The organism is Amycolatopsis pittospori (assembly GCF_013870525.1).
Taxonomy (GTDB): domain Bacteria; phylum Actinomycetota; class Actinomycetes; order Mycobacteriales; family Pseudonocardiaceae; genus Amycolatopsis; species Amycolatopsis pittospori.
Genome location: NZ_JACBXD010000001.1, coordinates 211285 through 232056 on the forward strand (window position 1 = coordinate 211285; position 20772 = coordinate 232056).

Genomic DNA, 20772 nt, shown 5'->3' on the forward strand with positions numbered 1-20772 from the left:
GCGCAAGGTTCGAGACGCCCGCGCGCGGGTCACGTCCTTAGTGTCCGGACGGGACCGATATCGGAGGAGGGCAAGCCATGCCGGGAGCAGCGGGGCGGTCGACCGGGACGGGGGTCGTGCCGTGGCCGAGACGCGACGCGGACCGCTATTTCGCCGAGGGCTATTGGGAAGGCCGGTCGCTGGGAACGCATCTGGCCGAGACCGCGCGCAAGTATCCGGACGAGGTCTGCCTGGTCGACGGCGACGTGCGGCTGACGTTCCGGGAACTGCTGGCCAAGGCGGACGGCGCGGCGATCCGGATGAGCGCGCTCGGGGTCGGCGGTGACGACCGGGTCGTCGTGCAGCTGCCGAACTGCTGGGAATTCGTCGTCACCACGGTCGCCTGCCTGCGGCTCGGCGCGGTTCCGGTGTGGACGATGCCGCAGTTCCGCGAGCACGAGATCGGCGGCATCCTCGCGAACGCGGAGGCGACCGCGATCGTCGTCCCGGACGTCTACAAGGGATTCGATCACCAGGCCCTGGCTCGCGAGGTACTGCCTGACGGGCTCGTTTTCGTGGTCGGCGAAGACGTCGCCCCGGGCAACATCGACCTTCGCGCACAGTTCGTTTCGGACGAGCCCGTCGAGGTCTCGCAGGCGCTCGACGCCGCCGCCCCGAACGGCGACGCCGTCGCGACCTTCCTGCTTTCGGGAGGTACGACCGGGCTGCCGAAGCTGATCCCGCGCAGTGGCAACGACTTGAGCTACATGATCAAGACGGCGTCGGAGATCTGCGGGTTCGGGCCGGACACCTCGTATTTGGTGGTGCTGCCGCTGGGACACGGATTCGCCAACACCGGGCCGGGGATCCTCGGCGCGCTGCTGTCCGGCGGCCGGGTCGTCATCGCGCCCTCCCCGGCACCGCAACAGGCGTTGCCGCTGATCGAGCGGGAGCGGATCACCGCGACGTCCGCGGTGCCGGCGATCCTGCACCGATGGATCGAGTACCTGGACTCCGAACCCGGCTTGGATCTGTCCACTTTGGAGATGATCCAGATCGGCGCGGCCAAGCTGGATCCCGCGCTGGCGGCGCGGGTGCGTCCCGAACTCGGTTGTACGTTGCAGCAGGTTTTCGGGATGGGGGAAGGACTGCTGTGCCTGACCCGGCTCGACGATCCCGACGAGCTCATCCTGCACACTCAGGGCAGACCGATCTCACCGCACGACGAAATCCTCCTGGTGGACGAAGAGGGCTCGCCGGTTCCCCCTGGTGAGCCGGGAATCCTGCTGGTCCGCGGACCGTACACGACGCGCGGCTACTACCGCTCGCCGGAGCTGAACGCGCGGTCGTTCGTCGACGGCTGGTACAACACCGGCGACATCGTGCGGGTGACGCCCGAGGGTTACCTGGTGGTTTCCGGGCGGGAGAAGGACGTCATCAACCGCGGCGGCGAGAAGATCAACGCCGAGGAGGTCGAGACGTTCGCCCTGGACGTCCCCGGCGTCGAGCACGCGGCCGCGGTCGCGATGCCGGACGCGGAACTCGGCGAGGTCGTCTGTCTCTACGTGGTGGCCACGAAACCCGTGTCCCTGCCGGACGTCCACGCGCTGATGCTCGCCGCCGGCGCGGCCCGGTTCAAGCTGCCGGAACGCCTGGTCGTCGTCGACGAGCTGCCCGCCACCGGCATCGGCAAGGTCGACAAGAAGGCCCTGCGCGCGGACATCGCCTCTCGCCTGGCCGCCGACGCCGCCTGAAAGTCCGTGAAGGCCTCCTTCCCTACCCTGAAGGTAGTAAAGGAGGCCTTCACGGAACTTCGCCTACGCCTTGACCAATTCCACAATGGACATGTACGACTTCTGCCCCACCTTGTGCGTCCCGCGCACCCTGAGCCCGGCCATCCGCGCCAGCTCCGACAGTTCGGACAGTCCGCGCTCCTTGCCGCCGTTGTAGATCAGCATGCGCAGGTCCATCCCGGTGTTCGGGGTCTCGCCGTCGGAACCGATCGCCTCGACGAGCAGGACGACGCCGTCGTCCCCGGCCGCTTCCGCGCACCGCTTCAGGATCTCGACGGACGGCTCGTCGTCCCAGTCATGGATGATCGCCGACAGCACATACGCGTCGGCTCCGGCGGGCAGCGGATCGAAGAAGCTGCCCGGTACGACGTCGACCCGGTCGGCGAATCCGCTGTCCGCGAACCGTTCACGCGCGTTCGCCGCCGGCCCCGGCAGGTCCACCAGCGTGCCCCGCAAGCCGGAGTGCTTGGTCAGCAAGGCTTCCAGGAGCGCGCCGCTGCCACCCGCGACGTCGACCACGTGCCCGAGGCTCGCCCAGTCGTAGGCGTCGACGATGCCGGAGTTGTCCAGCGCGATGTGGTGTCCCATCAGCGCGTCGAACGACGCCGAAAGTTCCGCGTCCCCGCTGAGGTCGTCCCAGAACGGGACGCCGTGGCGCACCGAATACGACTCCTCACCGGTCCGCACGGCGTGCGCGAGGTCGACGAAACTCAGGTCGCCCTTGCCGATTGCGCCGTTCATGTCCAGCCACTTCCGTTTGCTGCGCGGATGGCCGTCCCGGAGCTGTTCCCCGACGGCTGTCACCGCGTAGGCGCCCCCGTCGTCCCTGGTGAACAGGCCGACGGTGACCAGGTGCAGCAGCAGGCGGTCCAGCGCCCCCGCGTGCGTGCCGGTGACCGCGGCGAGTTCGGCCGGGGTGCGTGCCCCGTCGGCGATGTGGTCGGCGACCCGCAAGGTGGCCGCCACCCGTACCGCCATCGGTGTCGCCAGATCCGCCAACGCCCTCAGCCCGACGCGCCCTGCTTCGTCGACCGACATTTGTGCTCCTTTCGCCCTCCGGTCAGGCTAGGGGCGAAAGGCGTGCGGGGGCTTATTCACGACTGCTCGGATCCGATATGTCCTTTATGGACACCGGGTCGCGCAATCGGGAAGAGGCCGGGCACCGTTCGCGGCGATTATCGTCGTTCACCGAGGAGAGGGCCGTTCCCCGGACCGGAGGTCGCAACCCGTGGCACACCACGATTTCGAACCCCGGCTGCCGATCCCCGGACGCGGAGCCGTGGCACTGCCCGAACTCGCCGGAACGCTCAGCGTCCGCGAACGTGACCTCGCGGACGCTGAGCGGGACTTCGGCGGCCACGTCCACCGGCGGCCGCTCGCCGTCGCCTTCCCGGCCACCGCGGTCGACGTGGCGACACTCGTCCGATTCGGCCGGGCGCACGGAATCCCGGTCGTCCCCCGCGGTGCCGGGCATTCGGTCGACGGCCAGGCGCTGGTCAGCGGCGGAATCGCCATCGACATGTCGACACTGGGCGGGGTCCGCCCGTTCGGCCCGGACCGGATCAGCGTGGACGCCGGCGCACGCTGGCGCGCGGTCGTAGACACGAGTCTCCGCAGCGGCACCGTCCCGCCGGTCCTCCCCGACTACCTGGAGCTTTCCGTCGGCGGCCTGCTCTCGACCGGCGGTTTCGGCGGCGCGAGCCACCGGTACGGATCGCAGGCCGACAACGTCCACGACCTCGACGTCGTCACCCCCGACGGTGAGCTGGTGACCTGCTCGCCCACCACCAACCCGGCGCTCTTCGACGCCGTGCGCGGGACGCAGGGGCGGCACGGGATCATCACGCGCGCCACCGTCGCGCTGACCCGCGCGCCCTCGAAGGTCCGGCGGCATCGCCTGACCTACCACGATCTCGGCGCGTACTTGGAAGACCAGCGGCGACTGGTGGACGAGCTCCGTTTCGACCACGTCGACGGCCAGGCGCAGTACGCCGACGGCCGCTGGCGTTTCGTCCTGGAAGCGGTTTCCGCGCAGTCACCGCCGATCGACGACCTTCGGCACGATTCCGCCGAGATCGTCGAGGCGACCTACCGCGAGTTCGTCGACCGGATCCTGCCGATCGAAGCGCGGCTGCGGTCGACAGGTTCGTGGTACCACCCGCATCCGCGAGCGAACGTCCTCCTGCCAGGAGCTTCGGCCGGGCAGGTGCTTGCCTCCGCGCTGGCCGAGTTGACACCCGAAATGCTCGGCGTCGGCGGCAGCGTGCTCCTCTATCTGTTCCCGACCGCGCGGATCACCGCGCCGCACGTCCCGAAGGCGCGGGATCCGCACACCGTGCTGTTCGGCGTCCAGCGGACGGCGCCGCCCGGAGATCTCGTGACGTTGCAACGCATGCGGGAGGCCAACGCCGCCCTGCACGCGACCGCGCGTCGTCTCGGCGGGGCGAGCTACGCCTATCCCCTGGACGCGACGGACGCCCAGGCCGCCTGAATCGCGGCGACACTGCGGTCGACGTCCGCCTCGGTCGTGCTCCACGCCGAGACGGAGATGCGCATCAGACGTCGTCCGTGCCAGGTGGTCGCGCCCATCCAGCATTCGCCGGACTTCTGAACGGCCTCGACGACGCGGTCCGTGTCTTCACCGAAGCCGACGAGGACCTGGTTCAGCACGACGTCGTTCACGACGGCGATGCCCGCCGCCGTGAGCCGCTCCGCGAAGCGCCGGGCGAGCGCGCAGCAGCGCTCGATCAGCTCCGCGACCCCCGTGCGTCCCAGCTCGCTGAGCGCCGCCCACGTCGCGAACCCCCGCGCCCGCCGGGAGGACTCCGGCACGAAATCGCTCGGGGCCCTCGAACCACCATCGCCGTGGCCGGTCAGATACGCGGCGGTGAAGGACATCGCGGCGGCGTGGGACTCGGGGTGGGCGCAGAAGACGTACCCGCTGTCGTAGGGAACGTTGAGCCACTTGTGCCCGTCGGCCGCCCACGAATCGGCCGCCTCGACGCCCTTCGTGAGTTGCCGGGTCGCCGGATTCGCCGCCGCCCAGAGCCCGAACGCGCCGTCGACGTGCACCCAGGCGTCGTGCTCATGGGCGATCCGGATCGCGGCGCCGAAGTCGTCGAACGCGCCACTGTTCACGTTGCCCGCCTGAAGGCAAACGATTGCGGGTCCGTCGAGCGCGCTCTCGAGGGCGGCCACGTCGATCGCCCCTTGGTCGTTCGCACGTACCTTTTCGACGGAGTCGGTGCCCAACCCGAGAAAGCGCAGAGACCGGTCGATCGTCGCGTGGCGCTCCTCGCTCGCGATCACCGTCAGCGGAGGTGCCCCGTGCAGCCCGCGGCGCTCGACGTCCCATCCGGCCCGCGCCAGTACGTGATGCCGCGCGGCGGCCAGGCCGACCGTGTTCGCGCCCTGCCCGCCGGTCACGAACCCGAACGACGCGGTGGACGGCAGCCCGAGCACGTCCTTCAGCCAGCCGCCCGCGACGTCCTCGACGATCGCCGCGGCCGGCGAGGTGGCCTGGTTGAAGGCGTTCTGATCCCATCCGGTCGCCAAGACGTCCGCGGCCGTCGCCGCGTCGAGCGCCCCGCCGGTCACGAACCCGAAGTACCTCGGCCCCGTGGTCGCCACCAGCGCGGGCTCGACCGCAGCGGCCAGCTTGCCGATGACGTCCGTCGGCGGCGTGGGTTTCTCGGGCAGCTCGCCGAGCGCTTCCCGGATGTCCGTTCCCCGCGGGAAGACCGGACTTCCGGCCACGCGCTCGCGGTAGTCGGCCACGCGGGCGACGGTGTCGGTCAGGAGGTCTCGGAGCTCGCTCACGGTGACTCTCTTTCGATCGTCGCGAACCAGGCCGGCGCGCCGTTCTCGTCGTGGAACCTAGTCCTGACGCGCTCCTTCTCGATAGCGGTTATCCGCCACCCCGTTCGGAACGCGGTCGTGAGGTCTTCGCGGCTGACCGGGTGCGGGCCGGGATTCTCGCCTTCATCGCCGAAACAAAGGACGTACAGCGTTCCCTTGGTAACCGCTTTGAGGCTTTCGGCGTACGCCAGGCGCTCGTCGGCATCGAAGGTATGGAAGAGCCCGCAGTCGAGCACCGTGCCGAACTGCCGCTTCAACCCCGCCAGCCGGAGTGCGTCCGCCGTCGCGAACTCCACTTCGAGGCCGCGCCGCCGGGCCTCCTCGCGCGCGCTCCTCAGCGCCGTCTCGGCGACGTCGACACCCAGGACCTCAAGCCCCAGCCCCGCCAGGTGGAGCGCGTTCTCGCCGACCCCGCACCCCACGTCGAGCACTGTTCCCGTGAACCTCGGCGCGGCCCGCACGATCGCCGGCTGCGGACCGCCGAAGTCCCAGGGCGCGGGGCCTTCGTGGTACGACGCGTCCCAGGGCAGACCCGTCATGCGCTCGTGGCTGGTCGGCTGTCGGCCGCCGAAGGGATCGTTCGCTTGGTCCGGCATGGTGACCCACCTTCCGCCGAGAAACGGGTCGTGAGTGGTAAGGACGGTTCTAACCGTCCTTACCACTCACGACCTCCGGATCGCAGTCTCGGAGATCGCCGGGCTCGGGCCGCCCCGTAACCTGGACGACAGCCGATCTCGGTCCGGCGCGGAACACGGACGGAACAGACACTGTGACCAGGCTGTGGTGTGAGCTTGGGAAACCTTGTTTGACCAGCGCCGGAATGCGCCGGTACCGTGTTGTGTTAGCACTCTTGTCGGCTGAGTGCCAATGCACGAAGGAGCAGCAGTGCCCACCTACCAGTACGCCTGCAAGGAATGCGACCACGCTTTCGAGGCCGTGCAGTCGTTCTCCGACGCGAGCTTGACCGTGTGCCCGCAGTGCTCGGGCCCGCTTCGCAAGGTCTTCAGCTCGGTCGGCGTGGTCTTCAAGGGCAGCGGTTTCTACCGCAACGATTCGCGCGACTCGAAGGCCAACACGACCTCGGCGTCGACCCCGGCCAAGACCGAGACCAAGTCGGAGTCGAAGTCCGAGTCGAAGACCGAGACGAAGAGCGCGCCATCCTCCTCCACGGGTACGACGAAAACGGCCGCCGCCGCTTCCTGACGTCCCGAGTTGTCCACAGGCCCCCGGTTATCCACAGCCGGGGGTTTTCGTTCTTTCCGGGTCCGGCACAGGCCCCTAGCGTCGACGGCGTCACCACCGATCGACGAGGGGGAATCCCGTGCTCCACGATCTACCCGACCTGCGAAGACTCCGCGGCAGGCCGGCGAGGCTGCTTCGTCGCTGGCTTGCCCTCTCCCTGCTGCTCAGCGGCCTGGTCGCGTTGTTCCTGCCCGCCTCCGCCCGCGGCGCGCCCGGCACGCCCACCGTCGTCTCCGCCCGTGACCTCCCGGCCGGGGCGCTGCTCCGTGCCGGAGACCTCAAGGTCGTCGAACTCCCGGACGACGTCCGTCCACAGGGCGCCGCCACCCAGACCGGGTCGGTCGAGGGTCGGTTACTCGTCGGGGCGGCCCGCGCGGGCGAGCCGGTGACCGACGTCCGTCTGGTGGGAGCCGTCATCCCCGGAACGGGTGATCCCGAAAGTTCAACTGTGCCGGTGAGGCTGGCCGACGCCGCCGTCGCGGAACTTCTGAGACCGGGTCAGCGGGTCGACGTCGTCGCCGGCGGGGAGGCGGGGCAAGAGGCGTTTGTGCTGGCCAGCATGGCCGTCGTGGCGGCCGTCGGCGCGCCGGGGAACGCCGAGGCCAGGAACCTCGAAACGGGGAGCAAGGGACCTTTGGTGCTGCTTTCCCTGCCCTCCGGGATCGCGACACGGGTGGCCGCCACCTCGCTCGAACGTTCCATAACGGTTACCCTCCGCTAGCTCGCGCCTGCCCCTGCGGCGGCGGGCGCCTGCGTCCCCCCGGTACGGCAAGGGACGGTCGGCGAACCGTCCCAGGTGAAGAGGAGAGCGTCTTGCTCAAGGGTTTCAAGGACTTCCTGATGCGCGGGAACGTCGTCGATCTCGCGGTCGCGGTCGTCATCGGCGCGGCGTTCACGTCCATCGTCACGGCGTTCACGAACGGCCTGATCAAGCCGCTGATCAACACCATCGGCGGCTCGGACGCCGCGAAGGGGCTGGGGTTCAACATCCTCAGCGCGAACGACGCGACGTTCCTCGACTTCGGCGGCGTGATCAACGCGGCGATCAACTTCGTGCTGGTGGCCGCTGTCGTCTACTTCGTGATCGTGCTGCCGGTCAAGCACATCCAGGAGCGGCGCAAGCGCGGCGAGGAGGCGGGCCCGACGGAGCCGACCGACGTCGAGCTGCTCACCGAGATCCGCGACCTGCTGCGCGCGCAGCAGAACCGCCAGGGCTGATCCGGATCACCGGTCGTGGTGAGGCGGCCGGTTCTCCAGGTACCACGAGTCGGGGTCCGGGGTGCGCTGCCCCGGTTCCCGCTCATCGGACGTCGTCTCCGGCAGGACGTCGCCGAAGATCTCGTCCACCCGGCGTCGCTGGGCGGCCGCGGAAGGGCCTTTGTCGTCTTCCGCCAAAGCTCAGGCCTCTTCGAGTCCGGAAAGCTCGTCGATCACGTACGGCACGAGCGACGAGAGCGTCGCCATGCCGTCGCGGACGGCCGCGCGAGAGCCCGCGAGGTTGACCACCAGCGTGCTGCCGGAGACGCCGACGAGCCCGCGGGAGATACCCGCGTCCACCGCACCGGCGGCCAGGCCGGACGCGCGCAAGGCCTCGCCGATACCCGGGATCGGGCGGTCGAGCACACCGGCCGTCGCGTCGGGCGTGCGGTCACGCGGGGAGACCCCCGTGCCGCCGACGGTGATCACCAGGTCGGCACCGCCGATCACCGCGGTGTTGAGCGCGTTGCGGATCGCGGCCGTCTCGGCCTCGACCACGACGACACCGTCGACGATGAACCCCGCCTCTTCGAGCAGCTCCGTGACCAGCGGTCCCGTGTTGTCCTCGTGTTCGCCGTGGGCGACTCGGTCGTCCACGATGACCACCAGTGCGCGGCCCAGCCGTTGTGCGCTCCGTTCCATAGGCACACCGTATCCGGTTTCGCCTGATCTTCGCTCCCGCGGTGTCACGGGCCACGAGTTGTGACGATTCCCTGACATGAGCGGCGGATCCGGGGCCGAGGGCGAAGACCGCCCCTAGCGTCGGAAAGGTGCGAACACTGGTAACCGGCGGGGCCGGGTTCATCGGCTCCCATATCGCCGATCTGCTGTCCGAAAGCGGTGACGACGTCGTCGTCCTCGACAACCTTCTGCGCACCGCGCACGGCTCGTCGCGCCCACCCGGCTACACCGGACGCCACCGGTTCCTGCGCGGCGACGTCACCGACACGGAACTGGTCGCCGAACTGTTGGACGGCGTCGACGCGGTCTGCCACCAGGCGGCCGTCGTCGGACACGGGATCGACCCGTCCGACGCGCCGTCGTACGCACTGAACAACGACTACGGCACCGCCGTGCTGCTCGCGGCGATGCACCGGGCCGGGGTCCGGAAACTGGTCCTGGCCTCGTCGATGGTCGTCTACGGCGAAGGCCGCTACGAATGCCCGATCCACGGGATCGTGCCTCCGTCGCCGCGCAGACAGTCCGATGTGGACGCCGGCTGCTTCGAGCCCACGTGCGCGGCCTGCGGCGCCGAACTCGGTTGGCAGCTCGTCCCCGAAGACGCTCCGCTACAACCGCGAAGCACCTACGCCGCCACCAAACTCGCGCAAGAACACCTGGCGGCCGCGTGGGCACGGCAGATCGGCGGGACGGTCTGGGCGATGCGCTACCACAACGTCTACGGCCCCCGGATGCCGCAGAACACCCCGTACGCCGGTGTCGCGTCCCTGTTCCGGTCGTCCCTGCTTCGCGGCGAAGCGCCCATGGTGCTGGAGGACGGGAGGCAGCAGCGGGACTTCGTCCACGTCCACGACGTCGCGAGGGCGAACCTCCTGGCGCTGCGCACCGACGGCCCCGAAGCCGACCTCACCCCGCTGAACATCTGTTCCGGGCAGCCGCACACCGTCGGCGAACTGGCCGAAGAACTCGCGAAGGCCTGCGACGGACCCACTCCGAAGGTCGTCGGTGGCGCGAGGCCCGCCGACGTCCGGCATGTCGTCGCCGACCCCGCCCGTGCGGAGCGGCTGCTCGGCTTCACCGCGCGGACGGGATTCGCCGAGGGGATCGCCGGTTTCGCCACCGCTGAGCTGCGGGAACCGGTCGGTCCCTGAAACCGGGAACAGACCCGGCCCCCGCTCGGTTGTCTTTCCCGGCAACGGAAACGACTTCATGGGGGTTCGAGTGGGCATCACCGTCGGAGATATCGAGATCGAGGCGCTCGGGGACGGCCTGATCAGGCTGCCGACGGCGTTCCTCCCCGGTCTCGACCCGGAGGTCCACCCCGAGGTGCTCGACGAGGACGGCACCGTGCACGTCCCGACCGGCGCGTACCTGATCCGCGGCAACGGCCGCACGATCCTCGTCGACACCGGGCTCGGCCCGCGCGAGTTCGCGTTCCCCAAGGGAATGACCCCGGCCAAGGGCGACCCCACCCCGCCGATGGGCACGGGCGGCGACCTCGCGGCCGCGCTGGACAAGGCCGGGTGCCCGGTCGCCGAGATCGACACCGTCTTCCTCACCCACCTGCACAACGACCACATCGGCTGGATCGCCCCCGAAGGCGAGCTGACCTTCCCCGGCACGCAGATCCTCTTCGGAGAACTCGACTGGGAAGCGCTGATCACCCCCGCCGGGACCGGCGAATGGGGCCGCGTCGGCATGGAGACCGCCCGGGGCGCGGGTCTGACCGAGGCGATCGGTGGCGACACCGTCCCGATCGCGCCGGGGATCGTCGCGCGCCACGCCCCCGGTCACACGCCGGGCCACTACGTTCTCGAAATCACCGCGGACGACGAGCGTCTCCTCCTGCTCGGCGATGTCCTGCACACGCCCGCGCAGCTGACGGATCCCACGATCGGATTCCTCGGCGACCTCGACCCGGATCTCGCCCTCCGCACCAGGCGGCGCTTCCTCGCCGAAGCCGAAGAGACCGGCGCCGTCATCGCGCCCGCGCACTTCCCCGACATGGGCTTTCTGCGCTTCTAGGCCGTGGCGAGCGGCAGGCGGACCTCGAACCGGCAGCCGGGGCCGTGGTTGCGGACGCCGATGCGGCCGCGATGGGCCTCGACGAGTCCCTTCGCGATCGCCAGCCCGAGTCCGCCGCCGCTCGCCAGCCCACCCCGTTCGGGAGTCCGCGCCCGGGTCCCGCGGAACGCGACGTCGAAGACGCGCCCGATCTCGTCGTCGGGGATGCCGCCGCAGCCATCGTCGACGGCAAGCAGCGCCTCGCCGCCTTCGATGCCGATCTGGACCGCGACCGTGCCGTCCGGCGGTGTGTGCCGGACGGCGTTGGACACCAGGTTGCGCACGATCCGCGCCAGCTCCGGATCGCTCCCGGAGACGACCGGCCAGACGTTCGCGTTCTCGACCATCCGCACGCGTTTCTGTTCGGCGAGTGGCGCCTGCGCGGCGACGGCGTCGCTCACGACGTCGCGCAGCGGCACGGAGGCCATGGTCAGTTGCAGCGCGCCCGCGGTGATCCGCGACAGCTCGAAGAGGTCGCCGACCATGCCGGAAAGCCGCGTGGTCTCGCCGCTGATGCGCCGCGCGTAGTCGGTGACCTCGATCGGCTCGGCGACGACGCCGTCCGCGACCGCCTCGGCCATCGCCTGGATCCCGGCCAGTGGGCTCCGCAGGTCGTGACTGATCCACGCGACCAGTTCGCGCCGCGACGCCTCGGCCGCGCGTTCCCGTTCCCGTGCCTCGCGCTCCCACACACTGCGGCGCGCGATCGCGCGGCCGAGCGCGAGCGCCGGCGGCACGGTCACCAGCGCGACCAGCAGGCAGACCAGCGTCATGGTGGTCAGCGCGGGGGTGAACATGAACCCGCTGATGCCGAGCACCGCGGTCAGCGTCGCGAGCACCGGGATCAGCACGAGGATCGTCATCGTGCTGGCCAGCGAACCCCGCCTGAGCAGGTACAACGCCACTACGCCGAGCAGGACCACCGGCAGCGCGAACAGCAGCGCGAACGGCAGGATGTGCCAGGCGTGCGCCAGCATCTCGCCGAAGGACTCCCCGGAGCCGATCATGGCCGCACCGGGTCGTAGCGGTAGCCGACGCCCCAGACGGTGGCTACGCGGACGGGTTTGGCGGGATCCCGCTCGATCTTCTCCCGCAACCGTCTGACGTGGACGGTCACGGTGGACTGGTCGCCGAAGTCCCAGCCCCAGACCTTCTCCAGCAGATCTGCGCGGGAGAACGCCACACCGGGATGCGCGAGGAAGAACGCGAGCAGGTCGAATTCCCGGCTGGTCAAGGGAAGTTCGACGCCGCCGAGGTTCGCCTGCCGGGCGTTCATCTGCAGGACGAGGTTCCCGTCGGCGAGCTCGCGCGCCGGCGGTTCGGGACGCGGCATCCGGGCGCGCCTCAGCACGGACGCCACACGTAACGCGAGTTCCTTGGGGCTGAAGGGTTTCGTGACGTAGTCGTCGGCGCCGAGCTGGAGCCCGGCGATCCGGTTCTCCTCCTCGCCCAGCGCCGTCAGCATGACGACCGGCACCTGGCTCACCTGCCGAAGCCGTCGGCAGACCTCGAGCCCGTTGAGGCCGGGCATCATGACGTCGAGCACCACCAGGTCCGGGCCGGTCGCGGAGAACAGCCGCAGCCCCTCGGTGCCGTCGCCGGCGACCTCGACTTCGAAGCCCGCGACCTCCAGATACCGACGGACGACGTCTCGCACGGTCTCGTCGTCGTCGACCACGAGCACGCGGCCCTGCTCTGTCATCGCACCCACCTCACCAGCTAGTCAGCACCAGATGGTTCACCACCAGCGCCGTGGCCGCCGAAGCGGCCAGCCACCACCGCCGTCCCGGCGACGGCAGCAGTGCCACCGCGGGCAGCAGCCACACCTCGAACGGTAGCCAGATGCGTTCGACCTCCGCCTTCGACAGGCCGGACAGGTCGGCGAACGCGATCGCCAGCACGGCGGCCGCCACGATCAGGGTGACGGGGTCGCGGAACGACCGTTTCGGTTCGGCGAGGAACGCCGCGCCCGCCCGTCGCGTCCCGGCGATCACGGCCGGACCGATCGCGATCAGCACCGCGGCGATATCCGCCCACACCCAATAGGAGTACGGACGCAGCGTCGCGATCCCCTGGTAGTAGCGCTCGACCACCAGGTGATAGCCGTCCAGCCACCAGAACCCGGCCAGTGCGAACGCCACGACCACGACGGCGACGCCGAGCGCGGCGAAGAGCAGGATCCGCCACTGGCGGGTCAGCACGACGACGGCCGCCACGATCACGCCCAGCAGCACGAGGCCGTAGGACAGGAAGAGGCCGAACCCGAGCAGCAACCCGCCGGGGAGCGCGAGGATCCGCCGTCGCGTGGCGAGCGCGAGCAGCGCGATCCCGGTCGCCGTCACCCCGGCGAACAGGCCGTCCGCGGAGACACCGATCCAGATCGCGCCCGGTGTCAGGACGGCGAACGGCAGGACCGTTCGCGCCGCGTCCTGCTCGCCCAGCGCGGAAAGCGTCACCGGTACGGCGACGACGACCAGGCAGCCGACCAGCACGACGAGCGTCGACGCCCAGGCGCCGCCTTGCAGTCCGAGGCGGTCGAGCCAGACGAAGACCAGCGTGGCGCCCGGCGGATGGCCGGAGACGTGCGTCGTCCACGAGTTCGGCTGGAAATCGAGGATGCGGGAGGAGAACTCGCTCAGCATCCGCGGGATGTCGGTGATGCCGGGGACCTCGTGCAGGTACTCGTGTTCGGTGGCGAGCCGTCCGGTGAAGCCGCGCGCCCAGCCGTCGATCATCGCCAGCGAGAACGTCCACGCCAAGGCGGTCACGTAGCCGAGGGCGAGCAACGGACGCCAGCTCAGCCGTGCGGCGAGGGCCGGCCCCCTGGTGACGACCAGGATCGCGAGGACGACGGCGGCGATCGACCCGGGGCCGACATGCGGCAGCCACAGCCCGAACAGCGGCGGCGCGAAGGCGTAGATCACCACGTCGGAGCCGGGCCGGTTGTAATAGAGGCCGACGGCGATCGCGGCGGCGACCACGAGCATCGCCAGCCCGACGGCGATCAGGTCGGCTCGGCGCCCCTTCGGAGCGGGTGCGGCGGTGGCAGGCTCGGCGAGCCGGACAGTGGACATCACCGGCACCATAGCCGGATTCCGGGCCTCCGACGGCTTGTGGAGGCGACCCGTCAGAACTCGGTAAGGACTTCGCCGACGTCATGATTCGGTAAGCACAGCAAGGGTTTTCGTCCGTCCATCCCGGACTTAGCGTGCAGTGCGTGAACGATGACCAGGTTGACGTCGTGCTTCCTTGCCTCGACGAGGCCGGTGCCCTTCCGGGGGTGCTGGCGGCCCTGCCCGCGCGCTACCGGGCGATCGTGGTCGACAACGGCTCCACCGACGACTCCGCCGAAGTGGCGGCCCGGCTCGGGGCGAAGGTCGTCCACGAACCCCGGCGCGGCTACGGCGCCGCGGTCCACACCGGGTTGGAGGCGGCCACGGCGGACATCGTCTGCTTCGCCGACGCCGACGGTTCCCTCGACCTCGCCGAACTGCCGATGCTGGTGGACGGGCTCGTCGAAGCGGATCTGGCGGTCGGACGCCGGGTGCCGACCGGCCCCGGGGTCTGGCCGTGGCACGCGAGAGCGGGCAACGCACTGGTCTCGGCCCTCTTGCGACGGCAGGGCCTGCCGGTCCGCGACATCGCGCCGCTGCGGGCCGTCCGCCGGACTGCGCTGCTCGACCTCGGCGTCACCGACCGCGCCTTCGGTTACCCGCTGGAACTGCTGATCAAGGCGCGGCGCGCGGGCTGGCGCGTCACGGAGTTCGACGTCGGTTACGGCGAACGCGCCAAGGGCACGAAGTCGAAGGTCTCCGGTTCGCTGCGCGGAACCCTGCGCGCGGCCCGCGATTTCGGGCGGGTGCTGAGCCGATGACCTTCTGTCTGCTGATCGTCGCCAAGGCACCCGTGCCCGGCTTCGCGAAGACGCGCCTCTGTCCGCCCGCGACTCCTGACCAGGCCGCCGGGATCGCGGCCGCCGCCCTGCTCGACACCCTCGACGCCGCACTGCTGGCGCCGGACGCCCAAGTCGTCGTCGCCCTGACCGGAGACCTCGGCAAGGCCACTCGCGGCGCGGAAATCGCCGCGGCGCTCGAAAAGACCGACGTGATTCTCCAGCGCGGCGACGGTTTCGACCTCCGACTGGCGAACGCGCACGCCGATACCGCCGCGCGTCACCCCGGCGAACCCGTACTGCAGATCGGGATGGACACCCCGCAGGTCACCCCGGCACTCCTGGCCGCGGCCGCGAAGTCTCTCGACACCGAGGATTCCGTACTCGGCCTCGCGGAGGACGGCGGCTGGTGGGCCTTGGGCCTCAGGGATCCACTGCACGCCAAGGCCCTCGCCGGCGTCCCGATGTCCCGCGCCGACACCGGCCGGGAAACCCTGCGTGCGCTGACCGAAGTCGGCCTGCGGCCCGGCCTCCTGCCGGAACTGTCCGATGTGGACACCATGGCGGACGCGCGCCGGGTCGCCGCGGTGAAGCCGGACGGCCGGTTCGCCCGAGCGGTCGAGGTCGTCCGGTGACCGCCTTCGACCGCGGCCTGCTCGGCCATCGCTGCTGGCTGGAACTGGCGACCGGCGAACGCGTCGACCTGCCGGTGGAGCGCTGGACGGCCATCCCCTGCGACGGTGACGACGTCCTCCTCGACGCCTGCGGCGGCCCCACGATCGACATCGGCTGCGGCCCCGGCCGGCTCACCGCCGCGCTGACCGAACGCGGCGTCGCGTCGCTCGGCGTCGACATCTCGGCCACGGCCGTGCGGCTCACGCATGCCCGAGGCGCGGTCGCGGTCCGGCGCGACGTCTTCGACCGCGTGCCCGGCGAAGGGCGCTGGCGGCACGCCATCCTCGCCGACGGGAACATCGGCATCGGCGGCGATCCGCTCCGGTTGCTGACGCGCACGGCCGAACTGATCGCCGACGGCGGCACCGTACTCGTCGAACTCGACCCGCCTGGCCGGGGCGTTCGCCAGGACCGCGTCCGGCTGCGTCCCGACAGCGATGGCGCCTGGTTCACCTGGGCCTGGGTCGGCGTCGAAGCGATCGCCGAACTCGCCGCCCGGAGCGCCTTCCGGGTCGCCTGGTCCACCCGTCGCGGTCACCGCTGGTTCGCCTGCCTGGAGAAAGCATGAGATTCCGCTCCGCCGCGCATTCGGAGCGGGTGACGTCCCGGATCGGGCTCGCCCTCGCCGTCACGTTCACCCTGTGCTTCGTCACCGGCCTGATCAGCCATCTCATCCAGCATCCGCCGTCGTGGTTCGGCTGGCCGAGCCGTCCGGTGTGGCTCTACCGCGTCACGCAGGGCACGCACGTCGTCTCCGGGATCGCGTCGATTCCCTTGCTGCTGGCGAAACTCTGGAGCGTGTACCCGAAACTGTTCGAGCGTCCGGCGATCCGGAACCTGCCGCACGCACTCGAACGGCTGTCGATCCTGGTGCTGTCCGTGGCCGCCTTCTTCGAACTCGCGACCGGCCTGTTCAACATCGCGCAGAACTATCCGTGGACGTTCTACTTCCCCCAGTTGCATTACGCGCTCGCGTGGGTGGCGATCGGTTCGATCCTGGTGCACATCGCGGTGAAACTGCCGATCGTCCGCCGTGCGCTCACCAAGGAACCCGAGCCCTCGCGCCGCGCCTTCCTCCGCACCACTTGGCTCGCCGCCGGAGTCGCCGTCGTCGCGACGGCGGGTGCGACGGTTCCGTTGCTGCGCAACGTCTCCGGGCTCTCCTGGCGCAGCGACAAGGGCCCTCAGGGGCTGCCGGTGAACCGGACGGCCGCGGCGGCGGGCGTCCTGGACACCGCGCGCGACCCGGACTGGCGGCTCTCGGTGGTGACGCCCAACGGCACGAAGACCTATTCGCTCGACCAACTCCGCGCACTGCCCAGGACGTCGGCCGAGCTGCCGATCGCCTGTGTGGAGGGCTGGAGCGAGTCCGCGCGCTGGAGCGGTGTCTCGCTGCCGGAGTTGTTGCGGGACGCCGGAAGCGCGCCCGGCACGCCGGTCCGCGTGTTCTCCCTGGAGAAGGCTGGGCCGTACGGGATCAGCGACCTGCCCGGCGAGCACACCTCGGACGAACTCACCCTGCTGGCACTGGAACTCAACGGCGAAATCCTCGACGCCGACCACGGCTTCCCGTGCCGGATCATCGCCCCGAACCGGCCCGGTGTCCTGCAGACGAAATGGGTCACCCGGTTGGAGACACTGTGAAGACGTTGCGGCTACTGCTGTTCCTGCCCGGTCTGGCCGCGCTTGCCTGGGGCGCGGTGCTGTTCGCCGAGTACGCGTTCCCCTTGCGTCCGGACGTGTTCGGAACGCTGGGCTGGCTCGCCGGCGGCCCGCTGGTGCACGACCTGCTGGTCGCGCCGTTGGTCGGCGCCGTCGGGCTCGCGCTGAGCACGTTCCTGCCGGCGCGCTGGAAGACGCCGGTCATCACGGGCGCCGTGCTCACCGGGGTACTGGGCTTGATCGCGTTCCCGTTGCTGTGGCGACCTTTCGGCGGCGCACAGAACCCGGGCCTGCACGACGCCGACACCCTCACGGGTTTGCTGCTCACCCTCGCCGTCGTCTGGCTCGGCGTCCTCGTAGCCGCTCTCGTCCGCCGAAAAGGACATTATTGAGAGGTCAGGCAAACGTGGCGTGTCTCGGACCAGGCGGTGGCCCGCGCGACGCACTCGCGTGCCTGAAGACGGATCTCTCGTGCTCGGAGCCGTAAACCCCCAGTGCGGTAACCAAGCACGCGAGTCACGTCTCCAAGCACGCGAGATCCGGACCCGAGCACACTTCCACCCCGGCGAACGGACCCACCCACGCCCCGACCTACCCAACCCCCGGTTGTTGCGAAAGCCACTTTCGCAACCTTCAACGTTGCGAAAGTGGCTTTCGCAACACCCCGCCACGCGGCCGGACGCAACGACCGACCGACCACGCCACCTTTGCCTTACCGGTCAAAAAAAAGGGGCCACGCGCGACCGGGATTGGCAGCCGGTCGCACGTGGCCTCAGATCCGGCCCGCTGGGGGTTCGAGCCGGGGTTTGGTCTCGGCCGCGCACTGCGGCCGAGCGTCTGGAAGTGCTCAGTTCGGGGTGACGGGCTGGCCGCCGAGGGTCACCTCGATGACCTTGCCGTCGCTGAGGGTGAACTTGACCTTCTCGTTCGGCGCCCGGGTGCGGACCTCCGCGACTAGCGCGTCCGCGTTGGGGATCGCCCGCTCGTCCAGCTTCGTCACGACGTCACCGGACTTCAGGCCCGCCTGCTCCGCCGGGCTGCCCGGCGTGATCTCGCCGAGCTGCGCCCCGCCTGTCGGCGCGGGCTGCACACGTGCGCCGATGAAGGTCTGCGTCGCCTGGCCGGTCTTGATGATGTCGTCGGCCGTGCGGCGCGCCTGGTCGATCGGGATCGCGAAGCCGATGCCGACGTTGCCGCCGCTCTCGCCGCCCTGGCCCTGGCTGGACTTCGGGCTGTAGATCGCCGAGTTGATGCCGATGACCTGGCCCGCCATATTCGCGAGCGGGCCACCGGAGTTACCCGGGTTGATCGCCGCGTCGGTCTGCACCGCCGACATCACCGTGGTCTGGTCGCCGTTGCCACCGGCGCTCACCGGCCGGTTCAGCGAACTGACGATGCCCGACGTGACCGTGCCGGCCAGCTCGAACGGCGAGCCGATGGCGACCACCGGCTGCCCGACCCGAAGGTCGTCGGACCGGCCGAGCTCCACCGGGGTCAGCCCGCTGACGCCGCTGACCTTCACCACGGCGATATCCGTCGTGGGGTCGCGGCCGACGACGGTCGCCGCGCCCTTCTTGCCGTCCTGGAACACCGCCTGGATCTGCCCGCCGTTGGCGGCGACCTCGACGACGTGGTTGTTGGTCAGCACGTAGCCGTCGGTGCTGAGCACGAAGCCGGAACCCTCGCCGGCGCCCGATCGCCCGGACACCTGCAGCTCGACGACGCTCGGGGACAGCTTCTGCGCCACCGATTCGACCGAACCGGCGGGCGCGTTGCCCGTCTGCTGGGCGGGCCGCGGCGCGTCGAGCGCGCTCACCGAGCCGCCGCCCGTGGCGTCCGAGGTCAGGAACCCGACCGTGCCGCCCGCGACACCGCCGACGACCAGCGCGATCGCCGCGACACCGGCGAGCACCTTGCCGGAGCCGGATTTGCCCGACGTCTGCCGCTGCTGCGGCACCGAGTAGATCGCCGCGTTCGGATGCGTGTGGGTCTGCTGGCCGTACGGCGCCTGCTGACCAGGGACCTGGTGCCCCTGGGTGTACGGGGCCTGGGGCTGCGGTTCCGGAGCGGGTGCCTGCTGGGCCTGCGGTGACCACGGGTTGTACTGCTGTTCCGGGGTGTAGGCCTGCTGTCCGCCGGTGTGCGGGGTGGCATGGCCGCCGAGGCCGGTCGCGTCAGGCTGCGGCTGGGACGGCTGTGCGGCCCAGGCCTCCTGCGCGCTCTTCTCCGCGTCCGGCTGAGCGCCGGCGGTCCGCGCCTGCTCGGCGTTCTGGCCGCTGGGGTCGTTCTCGGTCATGTCTCTACCTTGCGGGATCGTCCTGAGAAGTTCCTGAGCCAAAGCTGTGCATCGCTGATGAGTATGGCCTCATCAGCGGGTTGCGCGCAGCCTGTCGGCGATCTGCTCGGGGGTGGCGTCGTTGATCCACACGGCCATCCCGGACTCCGAACCCGCCAGATACTTGAGTTTGTCCTTGGACCGCAGTACCGAGAACACCTCCAGGTACAGCCAGCCCAATTCGCGATCGCGCTTCGCGGGTGCCTGGTTCCAGGCGGCGATGTAGGGCAGCGGCCGTTCGTAGAGCCCGTCGCAGCGACGAAGGACTTCGAGGTAGATGTCGGAGAACTCGTCACGCTCCGCGTCCGAAAGCGCGGGGATGTCGGGCACCTGGCGGTGCGGCACGATCTGGACCTGCACCGGCCAGCGCGCGGCGGGCGGCACGAACGCCGTCCAGTGTTCGCCGGCGACCACGACCCGGGCACCGGATTCGCGTTCGGCGGCCAGGACGTCGCCCATCACCGGGCGGCCGTGTTCTGCCTGGTAGGCGCGGGCGACCTCCAGCATCCGCTCCGTCTTCGGCGTGACGAACGGGTAGCCGTAGATCTGGCCGTGCGGGTGGTGCAGCGTCACGCCGATCTCTTCACCGCGGTTCTCGAACGGGAAGACCTGCTCGACACCGTCCATGGCGGACAGTTCGGCGGTGCGATCCGCCCAGGCGTCCACGACGGCGCGGACCTGCTTCGCCGTCAACCCGGCGAAGGAACCGTCGTGCTCACTGGTGAAACAGACGACCTCGCAGCGACCGACACCCGGGGCGATCGGCACCAGTCCGGCACCGTCCACTGTGGATGCTTCGCCTAGCACGTTGCGAGCGAAGGAAGGGAATCGGTTCTCGAACACCGCGACGTCGTAGTCCGGCTCCGGGATCTCGCTGGGTTTACCCGGTTTCGTCGGGCACAGCGGGCACAGGTCGGCGGGCGGTTTGTAGGTCCGCGTCTGCCGATGCGCGGCCATCGCGACCCATTCGCCGGTCAGCGGGTCGCGCCGGATCTCGGACGCCGCCGCCACCTGCGGCAGGTCACGGGTGTCCTCGGCGGTGCGCTCGGGGGCGCCGGGCCGGTCGAAATAGATGATCTCCCGGCCGTCGGCCAGGTGCCTTACCGTGCGCTTCACGCTTCTTCTGCCTCAGCCGTCTCCGCCGTTTCGGCGATCATCAGCTCACGCGCCTGCTCGGTGAGCGTTTCCTTTGCGTGGTCGGACAATCCGTCGTCCGAGACGACGACATCGGCCTCTTCGAGACCGGCGATCGTGGAGATGCCGACGATGCCCCATTTGGTGTGGTCGGCCAGCACGACCAGCTTGCGGCCGGCTTCGACCAGCGCGCGGTCGGT

Annotated in this window: 22 protein-coding genes and 1 pseudogene; 12 read left to right on the plus strand and 11 right to left on the minus strand. The window is 70.1% G+C overall.

Translation table 11 applies throughout. The features are described from left to right. Nucleotides 1–77 precede the first annotated feature (77 nt). Nucleotides 78–1733 carry a (2,3-dihydroxybenzoyl)adenylate synthase gene (locus H5J31_RS01060; RefSeq protein ID WP_181770487.1) on the plus strand — a complete coding sequence of 552 codons (1656 nt, stop codon included), beginning with the start codon at nt 78–80 and terminating at the stop codon, nt 1731–1733. A 63-nt stretch (nt 1734–1796) separates the two neighbouring features. On the opposite strand, the gene H5J31_RS01065 is transcribed toward H5J31_RS01060, so the two are convergent. Further along, nucleotides 1797–2810 (minus strand): methyltransferase, encoded by a 1014-nt coding sequence (locus H5J31_RS01065; protein WP_181770488.1) that lies wholly within the window; start codon nt 2808–2810, stop codon nt 1797–1799. 190 nt (nt 2811–3000) lie between these two features. Between H5J31_RS01065 and H5J31_RS01070 the strand changes: the two genes are divergently transcribed. After that, nucleotides 3001–4263 (plus strand): FAD-binding protein, encoded by a 1263-nt coding sequence (locus tag H5J31_RS01070; protein ID WP_181770489.1) that lies wholly within the window; start codon nt 3001–3003, stop codon nt 4261–4263. Here the strand turns inward: H5J31_RS01070 and H5J31_RS01075 are convergent. Then, nucleotides 4227–5591 carry a pyridoxal phosphate-dependent decarboxylase family protein gene (locus H5J31_RS01075; protein WP_181770490.1) on the minus strand — a complete coding sequence of 455 codons (1365 nt, stop codon included), beginning with the start codon at nt 5589–5591 and terminating at the stop codon, nt 4227–4229. The two genes, H5J31_RS01070 and H5J31_RS01075, sit on opposite strands and share 37 nt — an antisense overlap. Then, complete coding sequence (locus tag H5J31_RS01080; RefSeq protein ID WP_236004436.1) at nt 5588–6169, minus strand: class I SAM-dependent methyltransferase; 582 nt, start codon at nt 6167–6169, stop codon at nt 5588–5590. Before H5J31_RS01080 ends, H5J31_RS01075 begins: the two co-directional genes overlap by 4 nt. Before the next feature lie 346 nt (nt 6170–6515). Here H5J31_RS01080 and H5J31_RS01085 point away from each other — a divergent pair, with 346 nt between their 5' ends. The 3 genes from H5J31_RS01085 (at nt 6516) to mscL (ending at nt 8090) form a co-directional block, all read left to right on the plus strand. Then, complete coding sequence (locus tag H5J31_RS01085) at nt 6516–6833, plus strand: FmdB family zinc ribbon protein (protein WP_181770491.1); 318 nt, start codon at nt 6516–6518, stop codon at nt 6831–6833. A gap of 118 nt (nt 6834–6951) precedes the next feature. Further along, nucleotides 6952–7593, plus strand: a complete 642-nt coding sequence (locus H5J31_RS01090; RefSeq protein WP_181770492.1) for an SAF domain-containing protein — start codon at nt 6952–6954, stop codon at nt 7591–7593. A 92-nt stretch (nt 7594–7685) separates the two neighbouring features. Next, entirely contained in the window at nt 7686–8090 is a 405-nt protein-coding gene (gene mscL / locus H5J31_RS01095) for a large-conductance mechanosensitive channel protein MscL (protein ID WP_037317542.1), read from the plus strand. Nucleotides 8091–8096: 6 nt separating this feature from the next. Here the strand turns inward: mscL and H5J31_RS01100 are convergent, their stop codons facing one another. Further along, nucleotides 8097–8267 (minus strand): hypothetical protein, encoded by a 171-nt coding sequence (locus tag H5J31_RS01100; RefSeq protein ID WP_181770493.1) that lies wholly within the window; start codon nt 8265–8267, stop codon nt 8097–8099. A gap of 3 nt (nt 8268–8270) precedes the next feature. Then, the gene (locus H5J31_RS01105; RefSeq protein WP_005155592.1) at nt 8271–8771 is read right to left on the minus strand and encodes a MogA/MoaB family molybdenum cofactor biosynthesis protein; all 501 of its coding nucleotides are present in this window, start codon (nt 8769–8771) and stop codon (nt 8271–8273) included. Nucleotides 8772–8899: 128 nt separating this feature from the next. Between H5J31_RS01105 and H5J31_RS01110 the strand changes: the two genes are divergently transcribed. Together H5J31_RS01110 and H5J31_RS01115 are read left to right on the plus strand one after the other, a co-directional pair. Continuing rightward, nucleotides 8900–9961, plus strand: coding sequence for an NAD-dependent epimerase/dehydratase family protein (locus H5J31_RS01110; RefSeq protein ID WP_181770494.1), 1062 nt, complete (start codon nt 8900–8902; stop codon nt 9959–9961). Nucleotides 9962–10019: 58 nt separating this feature from the next. Further along, nucleotides 10020–10835, plus strand: coding sequence for an MBL fold metallo-hydrolase (locus H5J31_RS01115; RefSeq protein WP_207897222.1), 816 nt, complete (start codon nt 10020–10022; stop codon nt 10833–10835). Here the strand turns inward: H5J31_RS01115 and H5J31_RS01120 are convergent. Genes H5J31_RS01120 through H5J31_RS01130 form a run of 3 tightly spaced genes read right to left on the minus strand, consistent with a single transcriptional unit; the run spans nt 10832 to nt 13960 of the window. Further along, entirely contained in the window at nt 10832–11881 is a 1050-nt protein-coding gene (locus H5J31_RS01120) for a sensor histidine kinase (protein WP_181770495.1), read from the minus strand. The genes H5J31_RS01115 and H5J31_RS01120 overlap by 4 nt on opposite strands. After that, complete coding sequence (locus H5J31_RS01125) at nt 11878–12576, minus strand: response regulator transcription factor (protein ID WP_181770496.1); 699 nt, start codon at nt 12574–12576, stop codon at nt 11878–11880. The genes H5J31_RS01120 and H5J31_RS01125 overlap by 4 nt, the downstream gene beginning before the upstream one ends. A 10-nt stretch (nt 12577–12586) precedes the next feature. Then, nucleotides 12587–13960: a hypothetical protein gene (locus tag H5J31_RS01130; protein ID WP_181770497.1), complete on the minus strand. Its 1374-nt coding sequence runs from the start codon at nt 13958–13960 to the stop codon at nt 12587–12589. A 131-nt stretch (nt 13961–14091) separates the two neighbouring features. Here H5J31_RS01130 and H5J31_RS01135 point away from each other — a divergent pair, with 131 nt between their 5' ends. Genes H5J31_RS01135 through H5J31_RS01155 form a run of 5 tightly spaced genes read left to right on the plus strand, consistent with a single transcriptional unit; the run spans nt 14092 to nt 17495 of the window. Further along, complete coding sequence (locus H5J31_RS01135; protein ID WP_181770498.1) at nt 14092–14748, plus strand: glycosyltransferase family 2 protein; 657 nt, start codon at nt 14092–14094, stop codon at nt 14746–14748. Beyond that, complete coding sequence (locus H5J31_RS01140) at nt 14745–15401, plus strand: TIGR04282 family arsenosugar biosynthesis glycosyltransferase (RefSeq protein ID WP_181770499.1); 657 nt, start codon at nt 14745–14747, stop codon at nt 15399–15401. Before H5J31_RS01135 ends, H5J31_RS01140 begins: the two co-directional genes overlap by 4 nt. Then, on the plus strand, nt 15398–16009 hold the full coding sequence (locus tag H5J31_RS01145; RefSeq protein WP_181770500.1) for a class I SAM-dependent methyltransferase: 612 nt from the start codon (nt 15398–15400) through the stop codon (nt 16007–16009). Before H5J31_RS01140 ends, H5J31_RS01145 begins: the two co-directional genes overlap by 4 nt. Next, nucleotides 16006–17085: a molybdopterin-dependent oxidoreductase gene (locus H5J31_RS01150; RefSeq protein WP_181770501.1), complete on the plus strand. Its 1080-nt coding sequence runs from the start codon at nt 16006–16008 to the stop codon at nt 17083–17085. Before H5J31_RS01145 ends, H5J31_RS01150 begins: the two co-directional genes overlap by 4 nt. Next, complete coding sequence (locus H5J31_RS01155) at nt 17082–17495, plus strand: hypothetical protein (RefSeq protein WP_181770502.1); 414 nt, start codon at nt 17082–17084, stop codon at nt 17493–17495. The genes H5J31_RS01150 and H5J31_RS01155 overlap by 4 nt, the downstream gene beginning before the upstream one ends. A 455-nt stretch (nt 17496–17950) precedes the next feature. Here H5J31_RS01155 and H5J31_RS01160 read toward each other — a convergent pair whose 3' ends face one another. The 3 genes and pseudogenes from H5J31_RS01160 to H5J31_RS01170 form a co-directional block, all read right to left on the minus strand. Further along, nucleotides 17951–19399: a S1C family serine protease gene (locus H5J31_RS01160; RefSeq protein WP_181770503.1), complete on the minus strand. Its 1449-nt coding sequence runs from the start codon at nt 19397–19399 to the stop codon at nt 17951–17953. A gap of 72 nt (nt 19400–19471) precedes the next feature. Continuing rightward, the gene (gene galT / locus H5J31_RS01165) at nt 19472–20554 is read right to left on the minus strand and encodes a galactose-1-phosphate uridylyltransferase (protein ID WP_181770504.1); all 1083 of its coding nucleotides are present in this window, start codon (nt 20552–20554) and stop codon (nt 19472–19474) included. Next, a pseudogene (locus H5J31_RS01170) lies at nt 20551–20772 on the minus strand (DeoR family transcriptional regulator); the annotation flags it as partial. The gene galT and the pseudogene H5J31_RS01170, both read right to left, overlap by 4 nt.